Annotated in this window: 22 protein-coding genes; 8 read left to right on the top strand and 14 right to left on the bottom strand. The window is 68.1% G+C overall.

Annotated features, from left to right (window positions below):
• Nucleotides 1-178: 178 nt before the first annotated feature.
• Nucleotides 179-1,048 (bottom strand): alpha/beta hydrolase, encoded by an 870-nt coding sequence (locus AC3A6M_RS18275; protein ID WP_487854145.1) that lies wholly within the window; start codon nt 1,046-1,048, stop codon nt 179-181.
• A 10-nt stretch (nt 1,049-1,058) separates the two neighbouring features.
• Nucleotides 1,059-1,451 (bottom strand): Cu(I)-responsive transcriptional regulator, encoded by a 393-nt coding sequence (gene cueR, locus AC3A6M_RS18280; RefSeq protein ID WP_487854146.1) that lies wholly within the window; start codon nt 1,449-1,451, stop codon nt 1,059-1,061.
• Nucleotides 1,452-1,557: 106 nt separating this feature from the next.
• Between cueR and AC3A6M_RS18285 the strand changes: the two genes are divergently transcribed.
• Together AC3A6M_RS18285 and AC3A6M_RS18290 are read left to right on the top strand one after the other, a co-directional pair.
• Nucleotides 1,558-1,761: a hypothetical protein gene (locus AC3A6M_RS18285; protein WP_487854147.1), complete on the top strand. Its 204-nt coding sequence runs from the start codon at nt 1,558-1,560 to the stop codon at nt 1,759-1,761.
• Between the two features lie 55 nt (nt 1,762-1,816).
• A complete protein-coding gene (locus AC3A6M_RS18290; protein WP_487854148.1) occupies nt 1,817-2,371 on the top strand; it encodes a phasin family protein in 555 nt (184 codons plus the stop codon).
• Nucleotides 2,372-2,404: 33 nt separating this feature from the next.
• On the opposite strand, the gene tssA is transcribed toward AC3A6M_RS18290, so the two are convergent.
• The 6 genes from tssA to AC3A6M_RS18320 form a co-directional block, all read right to left on the bottom strand.
• Nucleotides 2,405-3,436: a type VI secretion system protein TssA gene (tssA, locus tag AC3A6M_RS18295; RefSeq protein WP_487854149.1), complete on the bottom strand. Its 1,032-nt coding sequence runs from the start codon at nt 3,434-3,436 to the stop codon at nt 2,405-2,407.
• Nucleotides 3,437-3,446: 10 nt separating this feature from the next.
• Nucleotides 3,447-6,104, bottom strand: coding sequence for a type VI secretion system ATPase TssH (tssH, locus tag AC3A6M_RS18300; RefSeq protein WP_487854150.1), 2,658 nt, complete (start codon nt 6,102-6,104; stop codon nt 3,447-3,449).
• Between the two features lie 95 nt (nt 6,105-6,199).
• On the bottom strand, nt 6,200-6,691 hold the full coding sequence (locus AC3A6M_RS18305) for an Hcp family type VI secretion system effector (protein ID WP_487854151.1): 492 nt from the start codon (nt 6,689-6,691) through the stop codon (nt 6,200-6,202).
• Between the two features lie 30 nt (nt 6,692-6,721).
• Nucleotides 6,722-8,209 carry a type VI secretion system contractile sheath large subunit gene (tssC, locus tag AC3A6M_RS18310; RefSeq protein ID WP_487854226.1) on the bottom strand — a complete coding sequence of 496 codons (1,488 nt, stop codon included), beginning with the start codon at nt 8,207-8,209 and terminating at the stop codon, nt 6,722-6,724.
• Complete coding sequence (gene tssB, locus AC3A6M_RS18315; protein WP_487854152.1) at nt 8,202-8,720, bottom strand: type VI secretion system contractile sheath small subunit; 519 nt, start codon at nt 8,718-8,720, stop codon at nt 8,202-8,204. The genes tssC and tssB overlap by 8 nt, the downstream gene beginning before the upstream one ends.
• 41 nt (nt 8,721-8,761) lie before the next feature.
• Nucleotides 8,762-9,343, bottom strand: coding sequence for a tetratricopeptide repeat protein (locus AC3A6M_RS18320; protein ID WP_487854153.1), 582 nt, complete (start codon nt 9,341-9,343; stop codon nt 8,762-8,764).
• A 187-nt stretch (nt 9,344-9,530) separates the two neighbouring features.
• Here AC3A6M_RS18320 and tssJ point away from each other — a divergent pair, with 187 nt between their 5' ends.
• Genes tssJ through icmH form a run of 3 tightly spaced genes read left to right on the top strand, consistent with a single transcriptional unit; the run spans nt 9,531 to nt 12,274 of the window.
• A complete protein-coding gene (tssJ, locus tag AC3A6M_RS18325) occupies nt 9,531-10,109 on the top strand; it encodes a type VI secretion system lipoprotein TssJ (protein ID WP_487854154.1) in 579 nt (192 codons plus the stop codon).
• Nucleotides 10,110-10,163: 54 nt separating this feature from the next.
• Nucleotides 10,164-11,510: a type VI secretion system baseplate subunit TssK gene (gene tssK / locus AC3A6M_RS18330; RefSeq protein WP_487854155.1), complete on the top strand. Its 1,347-nt coding sequence runs from the start codon at nt 10,164-10,166 to the stop codon at nt 11,508-11,510.
• Nucleotides 11,507-12,274 carry a type IVB secretion system protein IcmH/DotU gene (gene icmH / locus AC3A6M_RS18335; protein ID WP_487854156.1) on the top strand — a complete coding sequence of 256 codons (768 nt, stop codon included), beginning with the start codon at nt 11,507-11,509 and terminating at the stop codon, nt 12,272-12,274. The genes tssK and icmH overlap by 4 nt, the downstream gene beginning before the upstream one ends.
• A 95-nt stretch (nt 12,275-12,369) precedes the next feature.
• Here the strand turns inward: icmH and AC3A6M_RS18340 are convergent, their stop codons facing one another.
• From AC3A6M_RS18340 to AC3A6M_RS18355, 4 genes are all read right to left on the bottom strand, one after another.
• Nucleotides 12,370-13,143 (bottom strand): OmpA family protein, encoded by a 774-nt coding sequence (locus AC3A6M_RS18340; protein ID WP_487854157.1) that lies wholly within the window; start codon nt 13,141-13,143, stop codon nt 12,370-12,372.
• Nucleotides 13,140-14,111 (bottom strand): type VI secretion system-associated protein TagF, encoded by a 972-nt coding sequence (gene tagF, locus AC3A6M_RS18345; RefSeq protein WP_487854158.1) that lies wholly within the window; start codon nt 14,109-14,111, stop codon nt 13,140-13,142. Before tagF ends, AC3A6M_RS18340 begins: the two co-directional genes overlap by 4 nt.
• A complete protein-coding gene (tssM, locus tag AC3A6M_RS18350; protein WP_487854159.1) occupies nt 14,108-17,836 on the bottom strand; it encodes a type VI secretion system membrane subunit TssM in 3,729 nt (1,242 codons plus the stop codon). Before tssM ends, tagF begins: the two co-directional genes overlap by 4 nt.
• 202 nt (nt 17,837-18,038) lie before the next feature.
• The gene (locus AC3A6M_RS18355; RefSeq protein WP_487854160.1) at nt 18,039-18,878 is read right to left on the bottom strand and encodes a M15 family metallopeptidase; all 840 of its coding nucleotides are present in this window, start codon (nt 18,876-18,878) and stop codon (nt 18,039-18,041) included.
• Nucleotides 18,879-18,982: 104 nt separating this feature from the next.
• Between AC3A6M_RS18355 and AC3A6M_RS18360 the strand changes: the two genes are divergently transcribed.
• The 3 genes from AC3A6M_RS18360 to AC3A6M_RS18370 all read left to right on the top strand — a co-directional run bounded on the left by AC3A6M_RS18360 (nt 18,983) and on the right by AC3A6M_RS18370 (nt 23,714).
• Complete coding sequence (locus AC3A6M_RS18360) at nt 18,983-19,693, top strand: hypothetical protein (protein ID WP_487854161.1); 711 nt, start codon at nt 18,983-18,985, stop codon at nt 19,691-19,693.
• Nucleotides 19,694-19,785: 92 nt separating this feature from the next.
• A complete protein-coding gene (locus tag AC3A6M_RS18365) occupies nt 19,786-21,444 on the top strand; it encodes a VRR-NUC domain-containing protein (protein WP_487854162.1) in 1,659 nt (552 codons plus the stop codon).
• Nucleotides 21,441-23,714, top strand: coding sequence for an ATP-dependent DNA helicase (locus tag AC3A6M_RS18370; protein ID WP_487854163.1), 2,274 nt, complete (start codon nt 21,441-21,443; stop codon nt 23,712-23,714). The genes AC3A6M_RS18365 and AC3A6M_RS18370 overlap by 4 nt, the downstream gene beginning before the upstream one ends.
• Here AC3A6M_RS18370 and AC3A6M_RS18375 read toward each other — a convergent pair.
• The gene (locus AC3A6M_RS18375; RefSeq protein WP_487854164.1) at nt 23,695-24,441 is read right to left on the bottom strand and encodes a LytR/AlgR family response regulator transcription factor; all 747 of its coding nucleotides are present in this window, start codon (nt 24,439-24,441) and stop codon (nt 23,695-23,697) included. The genes AC3A6M_RS18370 and AC3A6M_RS18375 overlap by 20 nt on opposite strands.
• Before the next feature lie 4 nt (nt 24,442-24,445).
• Nucleotides 24,446-25,510 carry a sensor histidine kinase gene (locus AC3A6M_RS18380; protein ID WP_487854165.1) on the bottom strand — a complete coding sequence of 355 codons (1,065 nt, stop codon included), beginning with the start codon at nt 25,508-25,510 and terminating at the stop codon, nt 24,446-24,448.
• Nucleotide 25,511: the final 1 nt, after the last annotated feature.

Raw genomic sequence — 25,511 nt, forward strand, 5'->3', positions numbered from 1 at the left:
GGTAGACGCGCATGGTTCAGGTCCATGTGCCGCGAGGTGTGGGGGTTCGAGTCCCTCCGTGGGCACCAAATGCTACCCGGCTTGCAGAAAGCCTCCGGCTCATCGCGAGATGATCCCCGGCGCAAAACGCCGCAATCTTTGCAAAAGGATTGCGGCGTTTTGCGTTCCGGCTGCCGCTTCATGGCCTGGCGACGGCCTGCCCTGCCAGGTGCATCGCCAAGAATTCGCCGATGCGGCGCTCGTACTCGGCCGGCGCATAGGCATGCAGGTCGACGTGCGCCGCGCCTTCGACCACCCACAGCGATTTCGGCTCGCGCGCGGCGGCGAACAGGCGCCGGGTTTCGGGCAGGGTCGTATGAAGGTCGGCGCTGCCGGCGGCGATCAGCACCGGCGCCGCCAGCTCCGGCAGGCGCGCGATCGGATGCAGCTCGGACGGCGCAATCTTCAGGCGCAGCGGCAGCTGCCACAGCAGCAGATTCGACAGCGGCTTGCCCAGCGCGCCCACGCGCATGCGCAGCCTGTCTTCGACCGCTTCCTCGATCGTCGGATACATCGATTCGAGCACCACGGCGTCCACCGGCGGGCAGTCCCGGCACAGCACCAGCGACGCCGCGCCCAGCGAAGTCCCGATCACGCCGATGCGCTGGCCCGGCGCCTGCCGCCGCAGCCATGCCAGCGCCGTGCGCACCCCAGCCGCTTCGTGCAGGCCGAAGGTCACCGCCGGCGCCAGGCTCTCGCCCTGGCCGGGCAGGTCGACCAGCAGCACGGCGTAGCCGCGCGCGTGCAGGAAGCGCGCCCGCCCGAGCATCGCGCGACGGTCGCTGCCGATACCGTGCAGCAGCAGCACCGCGCCGCTGCCTTCGAGGTACCAGCCTTCGACCCGCATACCGCCGTCGACCGGCAGGGACACCTCCTGCGCCTGCGGCCAGGGCGCGGGTCCGATCCGTTGCGCCCGCACGGCGATCAGGCTGGAGCCGGCCAGCCAGGTGGCGGCCGCGCCCAGCAGGACCAGGGTGAACAGGGACAGCAGCAGGGTCTGGATGCGCATGGGCGGCCGCTCAGTGGGTCGCCAGGTCATCGAGGATCGGGCAATCCGAGCGCTGGTCGCCGTGGCAGGACCGGGCCAGGGTCTCGAGGGTGCGCTTCATCGCCTGCAGTTCCTCGATCTTGCGTTCCAGTTCCGCGATGTGCTGCTCGGCCAGCCGGCGCACGTCGGCGCTGGCCCGGTCCTGGTCCTGCCACAGGGCCAGCAGCCCGGCGATCTTCTCCAGCGGGAAGCCGAGCGCGCGGCCGCGGTGGATGAACTGCAGCAGGCGCACGTCCTGCTCGCCGTAGACCCGGTAGCCGGCCGCCGTCCGCTGGGCCGCCGGCAGCAGACCGATCGATTCGTAATGCCGGATCATCTTGGCCGACACCCCGGATGCCTGCGCCGCTTCGCCGATATTCAACATCGTCCCTCCTTCATCTGTCCGCCACAGGATACACCTTCCCATCGCGGGAAGGTCAAGCCAGGTCCGCATGCTTGACTTGGCGCGCCGCCGCGGGCAAGCTCGGCCCATGAACAAGATCGTCGCCATCCTGCTGGGCCTTGCCCTGGCCGGTCCCGCCATCCTGAACGCCGCGCCGGCGCCCTGGTACCAGTGGCGCAGCAAGGCCGACGGCGCCCTGGCCTGCTCCCAGACCCCGCTCGGTCCCGGCTGGACCCGGTTCGCCGGTCCCTATCGTGACGCCCGTTGCGAATTCCGCATGTCCGAGAAATAATGTAAAAAGACAAACATTGAGTGCCGTCGCAGGAAAACCAACCGAGGAGACATCGATGTTCACCAACCCCGAGCAATTTGCCAACGCCACCAAGACCCTGTTCGAGCTGCAGGTCGAAACCTTCAATGCCCTTGCCAGCAAGGCCGTGCAGGGCGTCGAGCAGGTGGTGGCGCTGAACATGGCCACCGCGAAGAATTCGATGGAAGGCGCGGTGGCCGCCAGCCGCCAGATGAGCCAGGCGAGCGATCCGAAAGCGGCGCTGGACACCCTGTCCGCGCGCCTGCAGCCGGGCGTACAGGACGCCCAGGCCTACGGCGAGGAACTGCGCCGGATCGTCGCCGACATCCAGAAGGACTTCCAGCAGGCCGCCGACACCCACCTGGTGGAAGCGAAGAACACCCTGTCGGCCCTGATCTACGACGTCACCCAGAACGTCAAGCCGGGCCAGGAGAACGCGGTCGAGATCATCAAGGCCGCGATCGACAATGCCTTCAAGGGCTACGAACAGGTGACCCAGTCCACCCGCGAGGCCATGCGCCGGGTCGAGGAACAGGTGGCGCGCGCCACCTCGCAGCTGGCGGCCGCGTCCGGCCAGGCGCCGAAGGCCTGACCGTCCGCAGCCGGATCGCCGTTCGCGCCGCCTTCAGCTTTCCGCTGGCGGCGCGACGCCCAGCATCTCCTCGATGTGGGCGAACGAGGCCTCGTCCTTGACCACCGAACGCAGCCACACGTGCAGGGGCTGTTCGCCCCAGTGCGCGGCTTTTTCCGCCAGGTAGGCGACCGGGCTGTGCGGCTCGGTGCGGCGGAAGAACTCGGCGACTTCGCGCAGCCGGGCCAGGGCCTGGGCGCGCGATTGCGGCGGCCCGCCCGCGTCCGCGCCGGCCGCGTCGACCGGCGCAGCTTGCGATACCGGCGCCGCTGCCGCAGCCGTTGCGCCAGCCGGCTTCTCCGCCGCAGGCGCTGCCGCGCCCTCCTTCACCATCGGCTTCACGAACAGCATCACGCTTTGCAGGCCGGACCTGGCGGCGCTGAAGCTCGGCCCGTCCACGCCAAGGCGCGCGTCGACGCTGCGCTCGATGCGTTCGAGCGCGCCGGCGCAATGCTCGCAATCGCGCAGCAGGGCCGCAAAGAAGGCCGGCGAGCTGCGCGCCTTCGCCGTCTCCAGCTTCGTTAGTTCGTCGCCGCCATGCATGCGCGCGACGTCGAAGTCGCGCAGCGCATAGGCAGGCTGGCCGGGCTGGCTTTCCGTCAGCGGCACCTCGCGCAGCAGCGGCGCGATGCGCGCGGCCAGCCAGGACAGGTTGCCGATGCGCCGCTCGTGCCCATCCTCGTCCGGCAGCGGATACAGGCCGTCCCACCAGCGGTCGCATAGCGCGGCCACCAGCATCAGGCCGTCGGCCAGGCCGCGCAGGCCGCCCGTCCTGGTCTCGGCCTCGACCAGCCAGACCGCCAGCTGCAAGTCCTTGCTGCGCTGTTCGATCAGCTGGGCGCACTGCTTCGCGACGAACTTCCAGTCGGCTTCCTTCAGCTCGGTGACCCAGGCGCCCTGCTCCAGCGAGGGATCGTCGGCCTGGCGCGCACGCACGATCGCGTCGATCTCGACGGTGAAGGACAGGTCCTCGCCGCAGGGCCGGGCGCCGCCGACCGGCGCCAGCAAGCGTTCCAGGTTCAGCATGGCGCCCTCCTCATGACGGTTCGACCGCGTACTTGATCTTGCCGCCCCTGGTCGCGCCGACCTTGATGCGCCTGATGCCTCCGCCGGCCGCCATCGCCGCCAGCACGTTGTCGGCGATCTCCGGCAGCAGCGTGCCGTTCAGGATGGCGTCGACGCTGCGCGCGCCCGAATCGACTTCGGTGCAGCGCGCCAGCACAGCGCTCACCAGCGCATCGTCGTACTCGAAGCCGGCATGGTGGTTGGCGGCGACGCGCGCCTTGATGCGCTCGAGCTTGAGGCGGATGATGTCGGCCAGCACCTCGTCGTCGATCGGGTAGAACGGCACCACGGTCAGGCGTCCGAGGAAGGCCGGCTTGAAGTGCTTCATCAGGGTCGGGCGGATCAGTTGCGCCAGTTCGTCCGGGGATGGCCGCTCGGCGGGCGGCTTGTTCAGGCAGGCCTGCATGATCTGGCTCGAAGCCGCGTTCGAGGTCAGGATGATGACGGTGTTGCGGAAGTCGATCTGGCGGCCTTCGGCATCGTCCAGCACGCCCTTGTCGAACACCTGGTAGAACAGCTCCAGCACGTCGCCGTGCGCCTTTTCGATTTCGTCGAGCAGCACCACGCTGTAGGGATTGCGCCGCACCGCCTCGGTCAGCACCCCCCCCTCGCCATAGCCGACATAGCCCGGCGGCGAGCCCTTCAGGCCGGACACGCTGTGCGCTTCCTGGTATTCGCTCATATTGATGGCGACCAGCTTGCGCTCGCCGCCATACAGCAGGTCGGCCAGGGCCAGCGCGGTCTCGGTCTTGCCGACGCCGGAGGTGCCGACGAACAGGAACACGCCCTTCGGCTTGTCCGGGTCTTCCAGGTTGGCGCGCGCCGTGCGCACGCGCTGGGCGACGATGCCGCTGGCGTGGCTCTGGCCGAGAATGCGTTCATCCAACGTCCCTTGCAAATTCATCACGGTGCGGATCTCGTCCTTCACCATGCGCCCCAGCGGGATGCCGGTCCAGCCGGCGACGATGCTGGCCACCGTATGCCCGTCCACCTGCAGCGGCACCAGCGGCGTCTCGCCCTGCAGCGTGCGCAGCTCGCCGATCAGGGCCTGCAATGCCGGACTGTCCGCGGAATCGCCGGCTTCCAGGCGCGCGCGCATGGCGTGGATCTCGCTCGAGATGGCCTGCTCGCGCTCCCACTGCGTGCGCAGGCGCGCCTGCTCCTTCAGGCCGGCTTCGCGCTCGGCGTGCAGCCGTGCCAGCGTCGCCGCATGGTCGGCGCCGCCGCTCTGCTCGCGCACCAGCACGCCGATGCGGGCATCGAGCCGTTCCACGGCGCGGGTCGCTTCCTCCAGCGCCGCCGGCGTCGCCCTCTGGCCGAGCGCCACCTTGGCGCAGGCGGTATCGAGCACGCTGACCGCCTTGTCCGGCAGCTGGCGTCCGCTGATATACCGGTGCGACAGCCGCACGGCCTCGCGGATCGCCTCGTCGAAGATGCGCACGCCGAAGTGGCGTTCCATCAGCGGCGCCATCGCGCGCAGCATGGCGCAGGCGGTGTCCTCGTCCGGCTCCTCGACCTTCACCACCTGGAAGCGGCGCGCCAGCGCGGCATCCTTCTCGAAATACTTTTTATATTCGCCCCAGGTGGTGGCGGCGATGGTGCGCAGTTCGCCGCGCGCCAGCGCTGGCTTCAGCAGGTTGGCCGCATCGTTCTGGCCGGCCGCGCCGCCGGCGCCGATCATCGTGTGGGCCTCGTCGATGAACAGGATGACCGGGTGCAGGCTCTTGCTCACCTCCTCGATCACGTTCTTCAGGCGGTTCTCGAATTCGCCCTTGACGCTGGCGCCGGCCTGCAGCAGGCCCATGTCGAGCGTGTGGATCTCGACCCCGCGCAGCACGTCCGGCACCTCGCCGGCGGCGATGCGCAGCGCCAGCCCTTCGACCACGGCGGTCTTGCCGACCCCGGCCTCGCCGGTCAGGATCGGGTTGTTCTGGCGCCGCCGCATCAGGATGTCGATCACCTGGCGGATCTCGGCGTCCCGCCCGATCACCGGGTCGACCTTGCCGTCGCGGGCGCGCGCCGTCAGGCAGGTCGTGTACTGGTCGAGCGCGGGCGTCCTGCCCGGCGCCGCGGCCTGCAGTTCGCCGACCGGATCGCCGGATGCGCTGGCCTGCGGCTGCGCCTCATCTGTCGCCGCCGGCGCTTCGCAGGAGCCGCGGGTAAGCTTGTCGAAGTCGTGCTTCAGGCGGTCCAGCGGGAACTCCATGAAGCAGCGCGAGGCACGCTGGGCCAGCTGGGCCAGCCCGGGTTCGGCCAGGAGCGCCAGCAGCAGGTGGCCGCTGCGGATCTGCTGCGGCCGGCCATGGGCGGCCTGCCCCAGCGAGGCGATCAGCCAGGCATGCTCGAACAGCACCGGCAGGTGGCGCGAAAACACCGGCGTGCGGCCGCTGCCGCCAGGCAGCCGCTCGACTTCCTTGCGCAGGTCGGTCTCGAAGGCGGTCAGGCTGATCCCGGCGGCGCGCGCGGCCACCACGAAGTCGCTGGCCGGCTGCTCCAGCAGGGCCAGGAACAGGTGCTCGATGTCGACCTCGTACTGGCCGAAGCCGACACAGATCCCGGCCGCGCGCGTGGCCGCCGCCCGGGTCGTGTCGTTCAACTTGCCGATCAGGGTCTTCAGGTTGATGTCCATCGTCGTGGTCCTCCCTCCAAAAAAGACCGCGGCACGAGGCCGCGGCAAGCGCGCTGGCAACGGAGCGCGTCAGGCAAACCGATCGGACAGGCGGCTCAGGCCACCTTGTTGGACGCCAGGTCCCAGCCGCCGGAGGTATTCCCGCCGGCGCCGCCGCCGATCTTCTGCTGGGTGTACTTGAACTTCACCTTCGAGAACTTCAGGCCGACGTTCTCGGACATGAAATCGCCTTCCGAGACCGCCGACTGGACCGAGCCGATCAGCACATTCTCGAGCTCGACCTCGAAGTACTTGACCCGCTCGCCCTGGCCGTCGGCGCGCATGAACTCGAGCTTGGCCTTGGGGATGGTCTTGCCGGACGAGCAGGTCTGGAGCAGCACCGGCGACGACAGGTCGGCCAGCTTGGTGATCACCACTTCGGAATACTCGCAGCGCTCGGCGGTGTGGCCGCCGCCGGTCGAGGAAGTGGCCGATTTCGGCTGGATCACGCCCCATGCCACCGATTTGCATTCGATCCAGTCCTTGTGCCTGTCATCCATCGATTCGCCCTTGATGCCGTCGATTTGCAGGTACACGTCTATTGCCATGTCTTACTCCAATAATGGTTGGTGAATGAATCAGGATTTGGTCGATTGCGGCAACTCCGCGACCAGTCGGAGCGAAACGGACAGCTCGTCGAGCTGGAAATGGGGACGCAGGAAGGACACCGCGCGGTAGACGCCGGGACGGCCCGGCACTTCCGCCACCTGCACGCTGGCTTCGCGCAGCGGGAACTGGGCCTTCTGCTCCTGGCTGGCGTTATCGTCCAGCAGCACATATTGGGTTAACCAGCGATTGAGGTAATCCTCGACATTCGAGGCGGCGGCGAAGCTGCCGATCTTGTCGCGCATCATGGCCTTCATGTAGTGGGCGATGCGCGAAACCGCGAAGATGTACTGCAGCTGAGAGGACAGCAGCGCGTTCGCGTTGGCGGCATCGTTGGCATACTTGCGCGCCTTCTGCGCCGACTGGGCGCCGAAGAAGGCCGCGTACGAGGTGTTCTTGCAGTGCACCAGGGAGATGAAGCCGAGGTCCGACAGCTCCTTTTCGCGGCGGTCGGTGATCGCCAGCTCGGTCGGGCACTTCAGCGCCACTTCGCCCTCGTCGGTCTTGAAGGTGTGGGTTGGCAGGTTCTCGACCAGGCCGCCGCCTTCGACGCCGCGGATCGCCGCGCACCAGCCGTAGTCCTCGAAAGCTTTCGTCAACTTGGTCGCGAAGGCGTAGGCGGCGTTACACCACAGGTACTTCTGATGGTCGCTGCCGTCGACGTCCTCGACGAAATTGAAGCCCTCGGTGGCCGTGCCGTCCATCGGGTTGTACGGCAGGCGCCCGAGGAAGCGCGGCAGGGTCAGGCCGACGTAGCGCGCGTCTTCCGATTCGCGGAACGCCTTCCACTTGGCGTATTCGACGGTGTCGAACACCTTGGCCAGGTCGCGCGGCTTGCCGAGGTCGCCGAAGCTCTCGATCCCGAACAGTTCCGGCGCGCTGGATGTGATGAAGGGCGCATGGCTGGCCGCGGCCACGTGCGACATCTGCTCCAGGAAGTAGATGTCCTCGGGCTGGCGGTTGATCTCGAAGTCGCCGATCAGGGCGCCGTACGGGGCGCCGCCGAAGGTGCCGAACTCCTCTTCGTAGATCTTCTTGAACAGGCTGCTCTGGTCGAATTCCAGCGCCGACTGGAAGTCCTTCACCAGCTCGCGCTTGGTGGCGTTGAGCATGCGGATCTGCAGGTTGGTGGAAGTCGCGGTGTTCTTCACCAGATAGTGCAGGCCGGTCCAGCTGCGCTCGAGCTTCTGGAATTCGGGCGCATGCATGATGCTCGACAGCTGGGCCGAGATCATGCGGTCCAGCTCGGCCAGGCGCGCATCGATCGTCGCCGACAGGTTGCTGGAGATGACCATGGTGCCTTCCATCACCTGGGTCACCAGTTCCGAGATGATGTCGCGCGCCCGTTCGTGTTCGCTGCTGGACTTCGCCACCCTGCTCTGCTCGACGATCTGGTCGAGCAGGCCGGTGTCCAGTTCGAGCGCGCCGCCAGCCTCCGGGCTCGCCGCCGTTTCAAGCATCGCCGTCATGGGTTTCCTCCTTCGTCTTGCGCAGGCCTTCCAGCTTTTCGGTGTTGGTCAGCACGTCGTTCAGGATGTCTTCCAGCTTGTCGTTCCCGGCCAGCTTGTTGCGCAGGTCGGCCAGCTTGCTGCGCGCTTCCAGCAAGCCCCTCAAAGGCGCGACCTGCTGCACCACCGACTCGGGGCGGAAATCGGCCATCTCGCGGAACTGCAGGCTGACCGCGAACTCGCCGCCTTCCGGCGACAGGTGGTTCTCGACACGGAAGTTGGCGCTGGGCGCCACCCCGTTCATCACTTCGTCGAAGTTGTCGGCGTCGACATTGACGAAGTTGCGGTCCTTCAGGCGCTTTTTGGCGGCGTCCGGGTCGCTCCCGAAGTCGCCCAGCACGCCGACCACGAAGGGCAGCTCCTTGTTCTCGATGGCGTCGCCGATCTCGACGTCGTAGGTCATCTGCACGCGCGGGGCGCGCACTTTCTGCAGGCGTTTCTGCACGCTTTCATTCTTGGGCATGGCGGCTCCAGGCTGGGTGGAAGGATGTGTGTCCGGACGGCTTACTTGAGCGCGTCGAACGGGTCGTTGCTGGCGGCACGGGCGGCGGACCGGGTCGCAGCCGGCTTCCTGCCCGCCGCATCCTTGGGCCGCACCGGGGCCGGCCGGGCGCCGTTCGCCACCAGCACCTCCTCGCCCAGGCTGGTGCGCAGCAGCTTGGCCAGCTCCTGGGCCTCGGTGCGCACGTTGCCGCTCAGGTTATTCTTTTCGCTCAGGTCGGCCAGCGCCCTGGTGGTCACGCGCAGGCCGCTGACCGCGACGATGCTGTTGGCAAGCGTGTCGTCCGGGTCGCGCTCGAGCGCTTCCAGGGCGTCGACGATGGCTTCGCCGTAATCGGTACTGTCGAAGCGCATCTGGGCCATCCTTACCCACGGCGTCTTGTCGGTGGGAAAAGTACTGCCTGCGCTCTTCAGCAAGGCATAGGCCTTGTCGTTCTGACCGGCCAGCACGGCGGCGTCGACATCGGCCATCGCGGCGGCCATGGTGGGCGCCGGCCTGGCGCTGCTGGCCACCTGGCCGGAGCTCGCGCAAGCCGACAGCATCGCAACACAGATTAGACTCGGCAACAAGCGTTGGAACTTCATCTGGCTCTCCCTGGGTGAAATCAAGCGCCATTATTGGCGCGCGATTTCTGGGGAGAATTGTGTGACGTCAACTAAGGTTCCCCTCGCAATTGCGCCCGGTCGAAACCGGGCTTGCGCATGCTCAGCGTGCATCGATGGCGATCCCGTTAAATGTCGCTGTCGGCTTATTTACCAAAGGCATCACGCGATGGCTACCGCACCTTTTCCTTCCCGCTTGACCGGATTCCTCTGCTGCCTGCTGCTGGCCGGCTGTGCCGCCGGCGCCGGGCCCTCGCCAGCCGGACTGCTGGAAGCCGCCGGCTTGCGCAAGCCGCCGCCCGTGCCCGAAGCGCAGCTACCGCCACGCAACGTGGCGTTGCGCCTGCATGCCGCGAAACGCCTTAACGTGGACCCGCGCGGCCAGTCGCTGGCCCTGCTGGTGCGCATCTACAAGCTGCGCCAGCGCACCGCTTTCGATCAGGCGCCCTATTCCGCCTTCCTGTCGCCGCAGAGCGAGCGCGAGGCGCTGGGCGCCGACCTGGTCGAAGTGCGCGAACTGACGCTGGTGCCCGGCCAGCAGCTCGAACTCTACGAAAAGCTGCCGCGCGAGGCCGGCTGGCTCGGCGTGGTCGCCCTGTTTTATTCGCCGCCGCCGGAGGGCTGGCGGCTCGCCATCGCCGCGCCGGAAGCCGAACGGACCGGCGTGACGATCGGCCTGCATGCCTGCGCCATGAGCAGCAGCGCGGCCGGTGCGGGCAAGCCCTTATCGCTTGTCCGATGTCAATGAAAGCGGTGTGGTTTCCCCCAAGCTAGAGTTTTGTGACATCTGCGCGAGGCATCCGTGAAACCACCATCGAAGGTCTTGTGGGGCGAAGGGCTGTTCCTGCGTCCCCAGCACTTCCAGCAGCAGGACCGCTACCACGAGGCGCGCCTGAACGACACCGCCAGCGCCCTGCATCCCTATGCATGGGGCGTGCGCAAGCTCGAACTCGACCTGGATGCGCTGAAGGCCGACACCCTGCGCATCACCGGACTGTCGCTGATCTTCCCCGACGGCGAAATCCTGCACGCCCCCGACCGTGATGCCCTGCCGGCCCAGGTGCGGCTGGGAGAACTGCCTTCTTCGGTGCAGACGCTCACCTTCCACGCCGCCCTGCCGGCGCTCAAGGACCATGGCGACAACTGCGCCGCGCGCGGCGAGACCCGGCCCGACACCCGGTTCGGCCAGCACGAGCACGATACCTTCGACCTGTTTACCGACGCCGCCAGCGCGCCGGTCGCCTACCTGACCCGGAGCCTGCGGCTGGTGTCCGAACTCGAACCGCTGGAAGCCTTCGAGACCATCCCCCTGGTGCACCTGCGCCGCGTCGCTACCGGCGGTTTCGAGGTCGACCATGCCTTCGTGCCGCCCAGCCTGTCGATCGAGGGCGCGCCCGGCCTGCACAGCCAGCTGGCCCGGCTGATGGAAAAGCTGCTGGCCAAGGTGCACGCCCTGTACGGCCACTACCGCGAGCCGAGCAAGAACGTGGTCGAGCTGCGCGGCGGCGACGTCGCCTCGTTCTGGCTGCTGCACACGGTCAGCAGCGGCTACGCGGCGCTGACCCACTTCCTGGCCCACCGCGACCTGCATCCCGAGCGCCTGTTCCAGGAGCTGCTGGGTCTTGCCGGCGGCCTGATGACCTTTTCGCGGAGCAGCAAGCTCGAAGACCTGCCGGCCTACGTGCACCAGGACCCGGGCCCGGCCTTCGCGCGCCTGGATGCGATCCTGCGCGACCTGCTCGATACCGTGATCTCGTCGAAGTACTTCGCGATCGCGCTGTCGAACGAGCGCCCGTCCTATCACCTGGGGGTGCTCGACTCCGGCAAGATCAACGCCCAGACCACGCTGTTCCTGGGCGTGTCGGCCGACATGCCGGCCCTGCAGCTGGTCGAGATCGTGCCGCTGCGCTTCAAGATCGGCGCGCCCGAGGACGTCGACAAGCTGGTGCTGTCGGCCATGCCCGGCGTGCGCCTGGTGCATGCGCCGCAGGTGCCGAGCGCGGTGCCGGTGCGGCCCGACACCTATTACTTTGTGCTGGAGAACCGCGGCGTGCTGTACGAAAGCATGCTGAAGGCCCAGGCGATCTCGATCTATGTGCCGAACGGGATCCGCGACCTCAAACTCGAACTCATCGGAATCGCAGCATGAGCCAACACGTCGAACGGCGCGCCGCGCCCCAGGCCGGCAATCGCAATGCCGCCGGCACTACCCCCGCCTCCCTCGTCGACCTGATGTACGAGGGCTTTTACGCGCTGTTCCTGCTGAAGAACGGCTGCGGTCCGCACGACAGGACCGCGTTCGCCGACCACATGACGCGCTTCCTCGGCGACATCGACCGCAACGCCAAGGCGCTGGGCGTACCCGCCGACGACGTCACCGCCGCCAAGTATGCGTTCTGCGCAGCGGTCGACGAGATCATCCTGCGCTCCGACTACGACATCCGCGAAGCCTGGGAGACCCGCCCGCTGCAGCTGCGCCTGTTCGGCGACCAGCTCGCCGGCGAGCACTTCTTCCAGCGCCTCGAAGACCTGCGCGCCAAGGGGGCGGTGCATCTGCAGGCGCTCGAGGTGTTCCACGTCTGCCTGCTGCTCGGCTTCGAGGGACGCTTCGCGCTGGACGGCAGGGACAAGCTGAACTACCTGACCGCCCGCCTGGGCGACGAGATCGCGCGCATGCGCGGAAAGAGCCGCGGCTTCGCGCCGCATGCCGAGCGTCCCGACCAGATCGCGCACAAGCTGGGCAGCGACCTGTCGCTATGGGCGCTGTCGATGGTGTTCGCCGTGGTGACCCTGGGCGGCTACCTGGGCTTCCGCACGGCGCTGGCGCATGAAACGGATGTCGCGATGGCCGGCTACAACGACCTGGTGAAGCTGCCGCCGCAGTCGGCGAATGTGACGATCACGCTGCCGTAGACGCTTGCGCAAAAACAAACCGGGGTCAGACTCCCGAAATTGGAAACAGCCAGCAGGATATTTCCAAAATACGGAGTCTGACCCCGGTTTGATGTTTATTGAACTACCTTGAACTCGATCCGCCGGTTCCGCGCCCGCCCTTCCGGCGTGCGGTTGTCCGCCACCGGCCGGTCCGGGCCCTCGCCGGACACTGCCACCATCTCGGGATTCACGCCACGGCTCACCACATAAGCCTTCACCGCCTCGGCGCGCGCCTGGCTGAGCGAGAGGTTGCCGGCGCGCGAGCCGGCGTTGTCGGTATGGCCGATCACCTCGACCTTCTTGTCCTTCAGGCGCAGCAGCGCGACGCTCATCTGGTCGAGGATGGCCTTGCCGGAATCGGCCAGCGTGGCCTTTCCCGACTCGAACTCGATGATGCGGTCGGCCAGCGCGGCGTCCAGCATTCCCTGCTCCGACACCGCCACCCGCAGGCCATTATTGACGGTGTAGCCGGGATCGAGGTTCAGCGCCAGCTCGCCGGCGATCTGCTGTTTCTGCGCTTCGCTGGCGACGTCGCCGCGCAGGCTGACGCTGGTGCCGTCGACCTGCAGCTGGCCGCGCGTGACCAGTTTCAGGTTCGGTCCGATCAGGCGGGCGACGTGATCGTTCCAGTTCGCCGGCGCCGATACCTTGCCCACCGCGAGCTGGTCGACCACGCGCTCGGCGCCATACACTGCACGCAGGCGCGCCAGCAGGGCCGCCTTGCTGGCGTCGTCGGGGACGGTGCCGGACACTACGATCGGCGCCGCAGGATTGGCGCTGCCGTCGGCCAGGGCGGGCGCCGCGGCCAGGCAGGCGGCGGCAATGCAGATCGTCGTTGTCAGCTTCACGTGGCGGCTCCGATGAAAGTCTTGAGGAACAGTTCGCGCGCCATCCGCAGCGGCAGCATCGGCTGCTCCAGGTAGCTGGCCAGCGCGCGCACGTCGATGTCGATGCCGAGCTGCTCGTCGATCCAGCCGTCGTCGACCAGCTGCACCTGCTGCTCGCACCCGGCCAGCGGGTCGACGATCCCGTGCAGGGTCTCGGCGGCGGCGCCGCCGAAGCCGATCACCAGCGCCGGCCGCTCGGCGACCGTGGTCACGAACAGCACCAGGTCGAAGGCGGTGCGGCGAATGAAGGGCGTGACCAGCTCCAGCCAGAACGCCGCTACCCGGCAGCGCGCCGCCGCATCGCCCTGGCGCGGCAGCGGCAGCACCAGGCTTTTGTGCAACGCCGCCGGACGGCTGTGCATGACCGGCTGTAGCAGCAGGCCGAGGCCGAGGACCAGGCGGTTCGCCGCCAGCTCCAGCTCCGCCGACAGGGAACTGACGGTGGCGACGGCCAGGAAATCGTCGAGCTGGCCGTCGTATTCGCCGAGGCCGACCAGCGTATCGGCGATCGCATGCAGGTGCGGGCCCGGGTCCGTGGTCTCGAGCACGCGCGGCGCCATCCCGCCCAGGAACTCCCACAGCGGCGCGAAGGCCAGCGGGCAGCGCGAGACGAAGGCTTGCGGGTCGGGCACCTCGACGGTGCGCATCATCAGGAAGGGGAAGCGGCGCCCGGAGCGGTCGTGGCTCGCCACCAGGTGGCCGGCGATCGCATGGCGGCGGCGCGGGCCGACGAAGGCGAAGCTGACCGGCGGCGAGGCGTCGTAGTACAGCTTCCAGCGCGCGTCGTTCGGCAGCCGGGTCATCACCTGGGCCAGCCAGTCGTCCAGCATGCCCAGTACCGGCTGGTCCTCGGCGACCCTGACGAAGTCGCTGCGGGCGGGGATCTTGCCGAAGTAGCCGATCCGGCTCGAGGCTAGTGCGCGGTTCATTGTGCAGCTCCAGCCAGTTGCTGGCCGCTGCCCGCCGGGCGGCCGACCACGCTGTCCGGCAGGCGCAGGCCATTGAAGCCGCGGCTGGCCTGGCCGTCGGAGCCGCTGGAGGCGCTGCTGACCAGTTTCAGCGTGACGCCCACCGTCGTGCTGCCAGAGGTCCAGCGCAGCTCGGCCACGCCAGGTTCCAGTTTCTTCCTGACGGCAGTGGCGATCAGCTTGGTCAGCCCCTGCTCCCCCGGCTCGTTGAACAGTTCGACGGTGCGACCGTCAAAGGTAACAGCGCTCACCTTCGCCCCGCTCGCCCCCTGCGGCCCCGGATGCACCATGTTCACCCAGGCCGGCGGCGTATTCCGGTAGCGCAGCTGCTGCCCGTCGATCTCGATCGTATATTCGGTGACGCCGGGCGCCGTCATCGGCAACAGCTGGAACACGGTCTGCGGGCCGCCGCCGGCCGCGACGCCATTTGCCGACAACGGCGCGATCCAGCCGGGGAAGCCGCTCACCACCTGCGGCGCCAGGGTCACACCGATGTCGGCCCAGGTGCGGCTGGACAGCACGTCGCCGCGCCGCACGACCAATGGCCCCATGGTCGTGCCGACGAACTTGGCGACCGCGCCTTCGGGACCGAACACCTGGCCAATTTCCGCGGGTGTCGCCTGCATTTGCGCGCCGGGCGCAAACGGGTACTTGCCGGCCAGGTTCTTCTGGAAGGGTTCGACGACCTGGGCCTGCCAGGTCTTGTTGATCTCGGACTCGGACGGCAGCACGATCATCGCAAAGGTCTGCACCAGCGGACGCACCAGCAGCGGGCGCAGCATCTGCTTCTGGGCGTCCGTCATCCCGGTCAGCATCTGCTCGTCGACGTACTTGAGGGCGTCGGCCAGCTCCGAGCCATTGCCCTCCAGGGTCTGCTGCATCAGCTGCTTGGCCCCGGGGCCGGGATCGCCCTGGTTCTTCAACTGGTTCAGGCGCGAACGCAGCTTCGACAGCGCATCCAGGTAACCTGTCATGAGCGAGGCGTCCTTCTCCTTCACCCCGACCAGGCGCGCGACGCCGGCGAACTCGCGCCCGACCGGACCGGCCGCCGGGGCCACCCCGGCCGGCAGCGGCCCGATCGCATCGGCCAGCTGGCGCGCATCGCCCGGGGCCTGGCGCAGCACGACTTCGCGGAACCAGGCCATCACGCCGCGTTTGAGCTTGGCCTGGCTCACCTTCGCCTGGCCAGGGTCATCCCAGGAGGTCTCGTCGTAGACCGTCTTGAGCACCTTGGCCAGCGGCGAGGTCTGCGGGTCGCCGAGCCGGTTCATCGCCTGCACGCTCGCCTCGAAGCCATTCAGGTCGGCGATCGTCACGCCCTGCACGAACCCGGCCCATTCCTTCGCATACTCGGCTTTGTATAGGTCGATCAGGGTCTTCTGGATCTGTTCCGGGCTGCCTTCCAGGGTCAGGTCATCCTTCGCGACGGACTTCAGCACCCAGTCGCTGCTCTGCAGTTCGCGGTTCGACGCTTCGCGGATGGCGCCGATCACGAATTTTTCCCAGGCCTCGCGGGTGAAGGCGCCGGACACCGCATGGCTGCCCACCACCAGCGCCTGGTCCTGCTCGCCGACGATGCGCGCCACCGTCACCGCGGGGTACCGCGTCGCCGCGCGGGTGCGGATGTCGGCGTAGACCCGCTCGCGCGCCGGCGTGCCGCGCACCACGCGGCGCAGGTTTTCGCGCGCGGTATCCAATAGACTGAGCTTGGGCGTGATCTGCGGCCAGGCCGGATCCTGGATGTGTGAAAGGTGGAAGGTCATCAGGCGCTCGGCGCTGCGGATCATCTGCTCTTTCGGCATGCTGCCGCGGTTCGCCTGCAGCCACACGCGCCAGTAGCGGGTGAGCTGGTCGTTCAGGTGTCCCGGCTCGGCGTGGCTCTTATCGGCCAGCATCAGATAGGTTTTCAGGGCGTTGTAGGCATCGCCGACATTGGTGGCCGAGACGTCCTGATAGGGCTGGCCCGGCCTGGCCCTGGGCGCCGCCTGCGCGTTCGGGTCGAGCTGCGAGGCGTTGGCGTTCATCTCGGCCAGCAGCGCCTCCAGCGCGCCGGCCACCGGCTGCACCATCACCTCGCGCACGCCGGCGAAGTATTCGTCGCGCAGCTTGCGTTCCAGCGCCTCGCCCTGGTACAGGCCGAAGGACAGGGCCCACGGCTGGTCGCCGCGGTATTTTTCCAGCTGCTCGATGCGGTCCTGCAGGATGTCCAGCGCTTCCAGGCGCGACTGCAGGCCGCCGCCCCTGGCCTGCAGCTTCATCACCTTGTCGAGATCGGCCTGGACGTTGGCGACCAGCTGGCGGTTGCCCATATAGGACCAGCTCCAGCCGCCCAGCGCGCAGCCGAGCAGCACGGTGGCGGCGAAGAAGGCCGCATGCTTCAGGCGCGCCGCGGCGGGACTGGTGTAGCGCTTGACCAGGTCCTTGTCGGCGAAGATCACCTTGCGGAACAGGTCGAGCAGGAAGAAGCCGGATTGCTCTTCCTGCTGGGCGCCCTTCTGCACGCCAGCCTTCAGTTCCAGGTCGAAGCGGCTGGCGACGCGGCGCGACGACAGGTTCTCGACCACGCCCTCCTGCAGCGCGCTGGTGAAGTAAAAGCCGCGCATCACCGGCTTGAACTGCCAGGTGTTTTCTTCGAACAGGGTGGCGAGAAAGGCGCGCAGTTGCGGCTTGAGGGAGGCGAATTCGAGCGGGAAGGTGAATACGCCGGGACGCATCGCGGCGCTGCGGTTGCCGGCCATGGTGGCCAGGCTCAACTCCTTCAGGCCGTCGTACAGTTCGTCGAAATGCTGGTCGAAGAAGGCCAGCACGTCCTGCGGGGTGCAGCGCCGGTTGTAGCGCTGGGTCGCACCCCAGACCCGCTCGCGCTCGGCGCGGTCGCTGTCGTGGAAGAAGTCGGAAAAGCCGGCGATCAGGTCGGCCTTGGTGAACACCACGTACACCGGCGCATGCACGCCGAGGCGCTCCGTCAGTTCCTGGACCCGGGTGCGCAGGCTCTTGGCCAGCTCGATCGAGGCTTCCGGCGAACCGCCGGCCAGCTCGGCAACGCTGACGGCGATGATGATGCCGTTGATCGGCGCGCGCCGGCGGTGGCGGCGCAGGAGGTCGAGGAAGCTGAACCACTCGGCGCGGTCGGCTTCGAACACGGAATAGCGGCCGGCCGTGTCGAGCAGGATGCCGTCGGTGGTGAAGAACCAGTCGCAGTTGCGGGTGCCGCCCACGCCCTGCACCCCCTTGCTGCCGGGGATGGGAAAGGTCAGGCCGGAATGCTTGATGGCGCTGCTCTTGCCCGCCGCCGGGTTCCCGATGATCATGTACCAGGGCAGTTCGTACAGGGCCTGGGCGCCGCGCGTCAGCCCCAGCTTCGAGGTCTTGATGGTGTTGATCGCCTCCAGCATGCCCTTGCGCAGCACCTGGGCATCGTTGCGCTGGGCTTTTCCTTCGCCTGCTTCCGCGCCGGCCTGGGCGACGATGGCTTCGCTCAGGCGGGCGGCGGCGCGCTTGCGCAGCCAGCCTCGCACCAGGCGCCAGGCGCCCCAGGCGGCCAGCAAAAGCAGGCCGGCCAGCACGGCCCAGATGGCCGCCACTTCGAGCGATTCCGCGCCGAGAACAAGGAAGCCCGCGAGCGCGGCAATGCCGATCACGGCCAATACGCGGCTGTTGGTGAGAAACTGCCAGAGTCGGGCCATAGTGGATTCTGTTCGAAAGGTTATGAGCGTCGAACAGAACCTTCAGGGCAAGGCGCGTCGTCGAAGACAGTACGCTAGTACGGCGAGACGATGCAACGATGCCATGGAGGTTTTGTTCGGCGCTCTGAATGAAAACCACAGGGAATGGTGGCACTAATTGCGCGCCGATTGTTGCGCTGGAACAATGGCGCGAGCCCACGCATCAGCGCCGCATTACGCCGCGCAGGCGCAGCTCGGTATGGCCGAGATCCATCATGGTCCAGCGCCCGCCCCAGGTCAGGCCCAGCGATTCCGCGACTTCCCCATATAACTGGTAGCCGCGCATCGCCCACGGGTCCTTTTCGGAGATCACCAGTTTGCCGTCGCGCCAGAACGCGCAATCGGCCGCCAGCCCGTACTGGTGCCAGCTCTGGAAGGCGCGCGCATTCGTCACCGCCGCGCCCATCTTCGCCAGCATGTCCTGGCGCGCCGGGCTGCGGTAGCCCTCCAGCAGCGCCATCTCGTAGCCATGCTTTTCCTTCATGATGCGGAAGGCCAGCAAGAGGCGTTGGGAAAAGTCCGGATGCAGCAGGCCCCAGTTACGGCTGGCGTCGACCAGCATCGGCCGTACCAGTTCGACTTCGCGGGTGGTGAAGGCGACCGGAGGCAGGGCCGCCGGCGGCACCAGCTGCTCGCCCTTGAGCAGGGCCGCGACCTGGGCGTCGACCACGGTATCGAGCGGCTCGTAGCCGGGCAGCATGTCGGGCCGGCGCAGCAGCAGCGCGACCAGCGGCGGCACCAGCACCAGCGGCACGCCGACGGCGACGAAGGCGCGGCGCTTGCGCAGCCAGGCGCGCACATCCCGCCAGCGCCAGCGCACGCCAAGGCGGGCGTCGCGCCACCCCGACGCACCGGAGTGCCGCCAGTCCCCTGCGCGCGACTGCAGGCGGCGCTGCAAGCCGCCCAGGAACTGCAGCACCGATGCCCGCCTGGCAGGGAAACAGGCCAGCCAGATCAGGCCGCAAGCCAGGCAAAAGTACAAAAGGGCGAGGAAGATCAGCATGCGCTTCTCCGGTTTGTTTCTAATTGGAACGAGTGTCCAATCTTAGGAGGTACACGGTGCGCCCTTCAGATGAAGATCAATCCAGTTCGCGGCGTCCGAACTTGATGTCCTCGACGCGCCGGACGGCGAACGAGATCCATATCCTCGCCATGCTCGACCGCCGTGAAGCCGCAGGGCTGCCGCAGCGCCTCCTGCGCGGAATGCGGGGCTTGCCGGCCGCGGCGTGGTACGGCGCCGCGGGCGTGCTGGTGTGCGCCCTGGTCGGCGCGCTGGCCTGGCTGGCGCATGACGACGATTCGCCCGCCGCCGACAGCGCGCTGGCCGGCGCGGTCACGGTCAAGCCAGCGGCAGCGATCGCCGCCGAGCCGCCTGAACCGGCTTCCCGGGCCGCAGCGGATGCAGTGCCCGAACCCGCGCCCGATCCCGTACCGGCAGCCGGCGCGGCCATCGTCGAGGCCGCACCCGCGCCGGGGGCCGGGCCGGACGAGCCGGACGAGCCTGCCGAGCCGGTGCATCCGCTCCCGCCGCAGCAGCATGCCGGCCGCATCGCGCCGCAGGAGTTCGCGCGCGATCCGCAACGCCTGGCCGCGCACGCCGCCGCCGGAAAAGGCGCGGCGCGGGCAGCGGCGGGCAAAGCTCCGGCAGCCGGCGCCCGTACGGCTGCGCTGTCCCATGCCGAGCCGCGCCACAAGCGCCCGGCTTCGCTGCCGAAAACGGCTTTGACCCCGGTCGATACCGACGTCGCCCTGATCTCGGCCATCATCCAGCACGCCAACAAGCGCCAGGAAGCGGAGGACGTCGCGCCCAAGCCGTAGCAAAAAGGCACGCTGCTGTAAAAAAGCGACGGAACTGCTGGGTAAAGCGATATTGCGCCGCTATACTGTACAAAGCCACAGTATGGTGCGACATGATGAGGGTGTTGGAAAACGAGTTTTATTATCTGGACAACTTCCAGCGCGTCCTGGACTGGATCGCCCAGCGCTACGCCGACCTCCTCGACGACGAGGAGCAGGCCTTCATCGCAGCCTTCGCCGGCCTGCCGCGCCCCTCGCAAGCCCTGTTCGTGCGCATGGTGATGCGCAAGGGCAGCCTGTTCCGCGCCAGCAAGATGCATTATCCGGAAATCGGCTGCCCGGTCGCCGCCGCGCAAGACCTGCTGCCGACCGGCTGGATCGCGCTCGACCCGACATTGCATATCGACGAGCTGTTCGATTTGCTGGTCAAGCCCGAGATCCTCGACGCCTTTGCACTGACCGCGCCCCTGAAATCCGCGCGCAAGCCCGAGCAGCTGGAAGCGCTGCGCGAGCAGCACGGCGAACCGCGCCCCTTCTCGCAGTGGTATCCCGGCTGCCCCGACACGGTGTTCGCGATTGGCGTGAAGCCGCTGTGCGACCGCCTGCGCCTGCTCTTCTTCGGCAACCTGCACCAGGACTGGACCGAATTCGTGCTGTCCGACCTGGGCCTGTTCCGCTACGAGCAGGTCGAATTTTCGGACGCCTCGCGCGGCTTCCGCTCGCGCCAGGACATCGAGCACTACCTGCAGCTGCACGCCTGCCGCGAGCGCTTCGATGCGCTGGAGCCGGGGTCCGCGGAGCTGCGCGAGATCCTGCGTGAGGTGCCGCGCCACAGCTTCGGCAACGACTGGCTGGACAGCCGCCGCGAAAAGCTCCTTTTCCGCATCGGCCAGCAGCTCGAGAAGGACAAGGACTGGGAAGCCGCGCATGCCGTTTACGCCGAATGCCGCTTCCCGGGCGCCCGCTCGCGCGCGATGCGCGTGCTCGAAAAGGACGAAAAATTCGACCAGGCCTATGCCCTGTTCTGCGTCGCCGAACAGGCGCCGGAAAGCGAAGCCGAGCGCCAGCACCTGCTGCGCATCGGCCCGCGCCTGGCGCGGAAGCTCGGCCACGGCAAGACAAAGGCGCGGCGCATCACCCCCGCCGCACGGCTCGACCTGAACCTGCCGGTCCCCGGCGGCGAATGGCGCGTCGAAGGCGTGGTGCTGGACCACCTGCACCGCGACGAGGCCCCCGTCTACTACGTCGAAAACACGCTGGCCAACACCCTGTTCGGCCTGCTGTGCTGGCCGGCCGTGTTCGCCGCGATCCCCGGCGCCTTCTTCCACCCCTTCCATCGCGGACCGGCGGACCTGTACAGCCCCGACTTCCACCAGCGCCGCGCGCGCGAGTTCGAAGCCTGCCTGGCGCGCCTGGACGATGGCAGCCATGTCGGCGCCATCCTCGCCACCTGGGAAGAAAAGGCCGGGATCCAGTCGCCCTTCGTGGCCTGGGACTGGCTGGACCGCGGCATCATCGAACTGGCCCTGGACTGCATCCCGGCCGCCCACCTGAAGCTGTGGTGCCGGCGCATCCTGCAGGACGTGAAGGACAACCGCACCGGCTTCCCCGACCTGATCCAGTTCTTCCCGGCCGAGCGGCGCTACGACATGATCGAAGTGAAGGGCCCGGGGGACCGCCTGCAGGACAACCAGCTGCGCTGGATCGACTACTGCAACGAGCACGGCATGCCGGTCACGGTGTGCTACCTGCAGTGGCAGGAGGCGGCTTGAGCTACACAGTCGCCGTGAGGGCCCTGTGCGAGTTTACCGCCAAGCAGGGCGACCTCGACCTGCGCTTCACGCCCTCGCCCACGGCCCTCGAAGGCATCGCGGGCCATGCCGTGGTGGCGTCGCGGCGCGGCGACAACTACCGCGCCGAAGTCACGCTCGAAGGCGATTACGGCCTGCTGCACGTGCGCGGGCGCGCCGACGGCTACGATCCGGACCAGAACCTGATCGAGGAAGTGAAGACCTTCCGCGGCCAGTTCGCCAGCATCCCCGACAACCACCGCCACCTGCACTGGGCCCAGCTGCGCATCTACGGCCACCTGATGTGCGAACAGCTCGGCATGGAACAGGTCAACCTGGCCCTGGTCTACTTCGACATCGGCACCCAGCAGGAAACGGTGCTGCGCGAGACCCGTTCGCGCGCGGAACTGAAGGCCATCTTCGAGGACCACTGCGGACGCTTCATCGCCTGGGCCGAACAGGAGATGCGCCACCGCGAGCAGCGCAACGCCGCGCTGGGCGGGATGCGCTTCCCGCACGCGGATTTCCGCCCGGGCCAGCGCCAGCTCGCCGAAGCCGTGTTCCGCGCGAACGCCGGCAAGCGCTGCCTGCTGGCCCAGGCCCCGACCGGCATCGGCAAGACCCTCGGCACCCTGTTCCCGGCGCTGAAGGCCGCGCCGAAAGAGAACATCGACAAGCTGTTGTTCCTGGCCGCCAAGACCCCGGGCCGCCAACTGGCGCTGGACGCCGCCGCCACCTTGAAGGCGGGCGGCACGATTCCCTTGCGGGTACTGGAGCTGACTGCGCGCGACAAGGCCTGCGAGCATCCCGACAAGGCCTGCCATGGCGACGCCTGCCCGCTGGCGCGCGGCTTCTACGACCGCCTGCCGGCCGCGCGCGCGGCAAGCCTCGACGCGCCGCGGCTGGACCGCGACACCCTGCGCACGATCGGGCTGGCCCACGATGTCTGCCCCTACTACCTGGGCAGCGAAATGGCGCGCTGGAGCGACATGGTGGTGGGCGACTACAACTACTGGTTCGATGGCGGCGCCATGCTGTACGCACTGGCGCTGGATCGCGGCTGGAGAGTCAGCGTGCTGGCCGACGAAGCCCACAACCTGGTGTCGCGCGCGCGCGGCATGTACAGCGCGAGCCTGGCCAGGGCCGGCCTGCGCGCGGCCCGCGCGGCGGCGCCCCCGGGCGTGCAGAAGCCGCTGGAGAAGGTCGGGCGCGCCTGGACCGATGCAGGCAAAGCCGCGCCGCTGCCGTACCAGTTATTGGAGACTCTGCCGCAAAAGCTGCTGGACAGCCTGCAGAATGCCACCAGCGCGATTACGGAGCACCTTGCCGAACAATCGGGAGGCGCGCTCGATCCGGCCCTGCAGGAGTTCTATTTCGACGCCCTGCACTTCCTGCGCCTGGCCGAGAGTTTCGGCGACCACTCGCTGTTCGACCTCACGCGCGACAACGAACGCGATACCGTCCTCGCGATCCGCAATGTCGTGCCGGCGCCCTTCCTGAAACCGCGCTTCGAGTTCGCGCGTTCGACCACGCTGTTCTCGGCCACCCTCAGCCCCTGGCATTATTTCGCCGACCTGCTCGGCATGCCCGAGGACACCGCCTGGATCGACGTCGATTCGCCCTTCGTCGCCAGCCAGTTGGACGTACGGGTGGCGCGCGGAATCTCGACCCGCTACCAGCACCGCCAGGCATCGCTGGCGCCGATCGCCGACCTGATGGCCGGGCAGTACGCGCGCATGCCCGGCAATTACCTGGCCTTCTTCAGCAGTTTCGACTATCTGGAAAAGGTAGCCGACACCATCGCCCGGCGCCATCCGGAGATCCCGGCCTGGCACCAGGCGCGCCGCATGAGCGAAGGGGAACGTACTGCGTTTCTGGACCGTTTCACCTCCGAAAGTAGAGGCATCGGCTTCGCGGTGCTGGGCGGGGCCTTCGGCGAAGGGATCGACCTGCCGGGTGCGCGCCTGATCGGCGCCTTCGTCGCCACCCTCGGCCTGCCGCAGGTGAACCCGGTCAACGAGCAGTTGCGCGAACGCCTGCAGGCGATGTTCGGCGCCGGCTACGACTATGCCTATTTATATCCGGGCCTGCAAAAGGTGGTGCAGGCGGCCGGACGCGTGATCCGCACCGAGCAGGACCGCGGCACGGTGTGGCTGATCGACGACCGCTTCGCACGGCCCGACGTGCTGGAGCTGCTGCCGCGCTGGTGGCATGTCGAAGCGCGCGATCGCGCTAGCGCATCAGCTCCTTGAGCTTCTGGTAGCCGCTGCGGCTGACGGGAATCCGCGCGCCGCCGCGCAGCACCGCGCAATGGCTGTCCTTGCCGACCGCGTCGATGCGTTCGATCGCGGCCAGGCTGACGATATAGGAACGGTGCACGCGCAGGAAGGCGCCGGGGTCGAGCTGCTCCTCGAGTTCCGACAGGCGCTGGCTCTTCAGCCAGGCCTTGCCGGCGGCCACCACCTGCACGTAATCGTCCTGGGCCTCGATGTAGTCGATGCTGTCGGCCGGGATCACCTGCACGCGCGCGCCGTCGCGGATCAGGATACGGCTCAGCGGCGTGCGGCGCTGCGCGGCTTCCAGCGCCGCCGCCACCGCCTGCGAGCCGGCGGCCGTCATGGCGGGGCTGCCGAGCCGCTTGCGCGCGTGCGCCAGCGCCTGCCCGAGCCGCTCGGAAGAAAATGGCTTGAGCAGGTAGTCGAGCGCATGCACCTCGAAGGCGCGCAGCGCGAACTGGTCGTAGGCGGTGACGAACACGTATTGCGTGCCGGCGCCGGCCAGCTCGACGACTTCGAACCCGTCCAGCTTGGGCATCTGGATGTCGAGGAAGACCAGGTCCGGCGCCAGCTCGGCGATCGCCTTCACCGCCTCGAAGCCGTTCGCGCACTCGCCGACGATCTCGACGTCCGCATACGCCGCCAGGTGCTCGCGCAGCACCGCCCGCGCCAGCAGTTCGTCATCCACGATGATCACACGCATGCTGTCATTCCTCCTGTTCGGTCATTGCCGGCAGCGACAGCTCGACACGGAACCGCGCGCCATCCCGGCTCCAGTGGGTGCTGGCCTCGATCCCGTAGGCCGCCGCCAGCCGCCGGCGTACATTTTCCAGGCCCACGCCAGTGCCTTTGACACAGGGCGTGTCCGGGTCGACGTCGTTCTCGACGCCGATGCGCAGCAGCGAGCCGGCGCGCGCCGCATGGATGGAAATCCGGCCCGGCTCGATCATCTGGCCGATGCCGTGCTTGACGGCGTTCTCGACCAGCGGCTGCAGCAGCATCGGCGGCACCAGGCAGGCGCCGGCGTCAGGCGGCACCTCGGCCTCGAAGCGCAGGCGCTCGCCGAAGCGCACCTGCTCGATCGCGAGGAACTCGCGCACCAGGTCCAGCTCCCTGCCGAGGGTGACCTTGCGCTCGGCATGCAGGGCCAGGCTCTGGCGGAAGAAGCCGGCCAGGCGCAGGGTCATCGCACGCGCCGCGCCGGGGTCGATCGAGGTCAGCGCGCTGATCGAGTTCAGGCTGTTGAACAGGAAGTGCGGATCGACCTGGGTGCGCAGCATGCGCAATTCCGCGTCCTGGGCCATCAGCCGGGTCTCGAGTTCGCGGGTCTCGAGCTGGCGCACGCGCTCGGCTTCGATCAGCAGGTAGTTGACCGCGGCCGCCAGGCCGTACAGGATCACGCCCAGCGCGAACAGGGTCGCCAGCCGCGCCGCATCCAGTTCGAAGGCCGCGCCTTCCGGCGCCAGCGCGCGCAGCAGGCTGGCCCAGGCCGAGCCGATCGCGCACCACAGCGCCGCCGCACAGGCCGCCGTGATGCCGACCCCGCCGACGATCGCGGCCGGATGCTTCTGGCCGATCGGATAGGCCCGGCACACGTAATAGGCCGAGAACGCCGTCGCGTTCGCGTACACGATTGCCAGCGGCACCGCGAACAGCAGGCTGGCGCCCCACCCCGCCCCGCCGGCCGCCAGCAGCGCGGCGGTCGCCAGGCCCAGCATCAGCCAGGCGAGCAGGTAGAGCAGCGCCGCGTACCACCTCGAGACCCCTTGCATT

Source organism: Telluria sp. Soil_C_11 (genome assembly GCF_057657395.1).

Bases quoted from the DNA above. Each gene is read 5' to 3' on its own strand.
- tssH (WP_487854150.1), bottom strand. From the start codon at position 6,104: ATGGACATCAACCTGAAGACCCTGATCGGCAAGTTGAACGACACGACC.
- AC3A6M_RS18290 (WP_487854148.1), top strand. From the start codon at position 1,817: ATGTTCACCAACCCCGAGCAATTTGCCAACGCCACCAAGACCCTGTTC.
- AC3A6M_RS18275 (WP_487854145.1), bottom strand. From the start codon at position 1,048: ATGCGCATCCAGACCCTGCTGCTGTCCCTGTTCACCCTGGTCCTGCTG.
- AC3A6M_RS18375 (WP_487854164.1), bottom strand. From the start codon at position 24,441: ATGCGTGTGATCATCGTGGATGACGAACTGCTGGCGCGGGCGGTGCTG.
- AC3A6M_RS18360 (WP_487854161.1), top strand. From the start codon at position 18,983: ATGTCCTCGACGCGCCGGACGGCGAACGAGATCCATATCCTCGCCATG.
- tssB (WP_487854152.1), bottom strand. From the start codon at position 8,720: ATGCCCAAGAATGAAAGCGTGCAGAAACGCCTGCAGAAAGTGCGCGCC.
- tssM (WP_487854159.1), bottom strand. From the start codon at position 17,836: ATGGCCCGACTCTGGCAGTTTCTCACCAACAGCCGCGTATTGGCCGTG.
- AC3A6M_RS18285 (WP_487854147.1), top strand. From the start codon at position 1,558: ATGAACAAGATCGTCGCCATCCTGCTGGGCCTTGCCCTGGCCGGTCCC.
- AC3A6M_RS18365 (WP_487854162.1), top strand. From the start codon at position 19,786: ATGATGAGGGTGTTGGAAAACGAGTTTTATTATCTGGACAACTTCCAG.
- AC3A6M_RS18320 (WP_487854153.1), bottom strand. From the start codon at position 9,343: ATGAAGTTCCAACGCTTGTTGCCGAGTCTAATCTGTGTTGCGATGCTG.
- cueR (WP_487854146.1), bottom strand. From the start codon at position 1,451: ATGTTGAATATCGGCGAAGCGGCGCAGGCATCCGGGGTGTCGGCCAAG.
- icmH (WP_487854156.1), top strand. From the start codon at position 11,507: ATGAGCCAACACGTCGAACGGCGCGCCGCGCCCCAGGCCGGCAATCGC.
- AC3A6M_RS18355 (WP_487854160.1), bottom strand. From the start codon at position 18,878: ATGCTGATCTTCCTCGCCCTTTTGTACTTTTGCCTGGCTTGCGGCCTG.
- AC3A6M_RS18380 (WP_487854165.1), bottom strand. From the start codon at position 25,510: ATGCAAGGGGTCTCGAGGTGGTACGCGGCGCTGCTCTACCTGCTCGCC.
- tssA (WP_487854149.1), bottom strand. From the start codon at position 3,436: ATGCTGAACCTGGAACGCTTGCTGGCGCCGGTCGGCGGCGCCCGGCCC.
- tagF (WP_487854158.1), bottom strand. From the start codon at position 14,111: ATGAACCGCGCACTAGCCTCGAGCCGGATCGGCTACTTCGGCAAGATC.
- AC3A6M_RS18305 (WP_487854151.1), bottom strand. From the start codon at position 6,691: ATGGCAATAGACGTGTACCTGCAAATCGACGGCATCAAGGGCGAATCG.
- tssJ (WP_487854154.1), top strand. From the start codon at position 9,531: ATGGCTACCGCACCTTTTCCTTCCCGCTTGACCGGATTCCTCTGCTGC.
- tssC (WP_487854226.1), bottom strand. From the start codon at position 8,209: ATGCTTGAAACGGCGGCGAGCCCGGAGGCTGGCGGCGCGCTCGAACTG.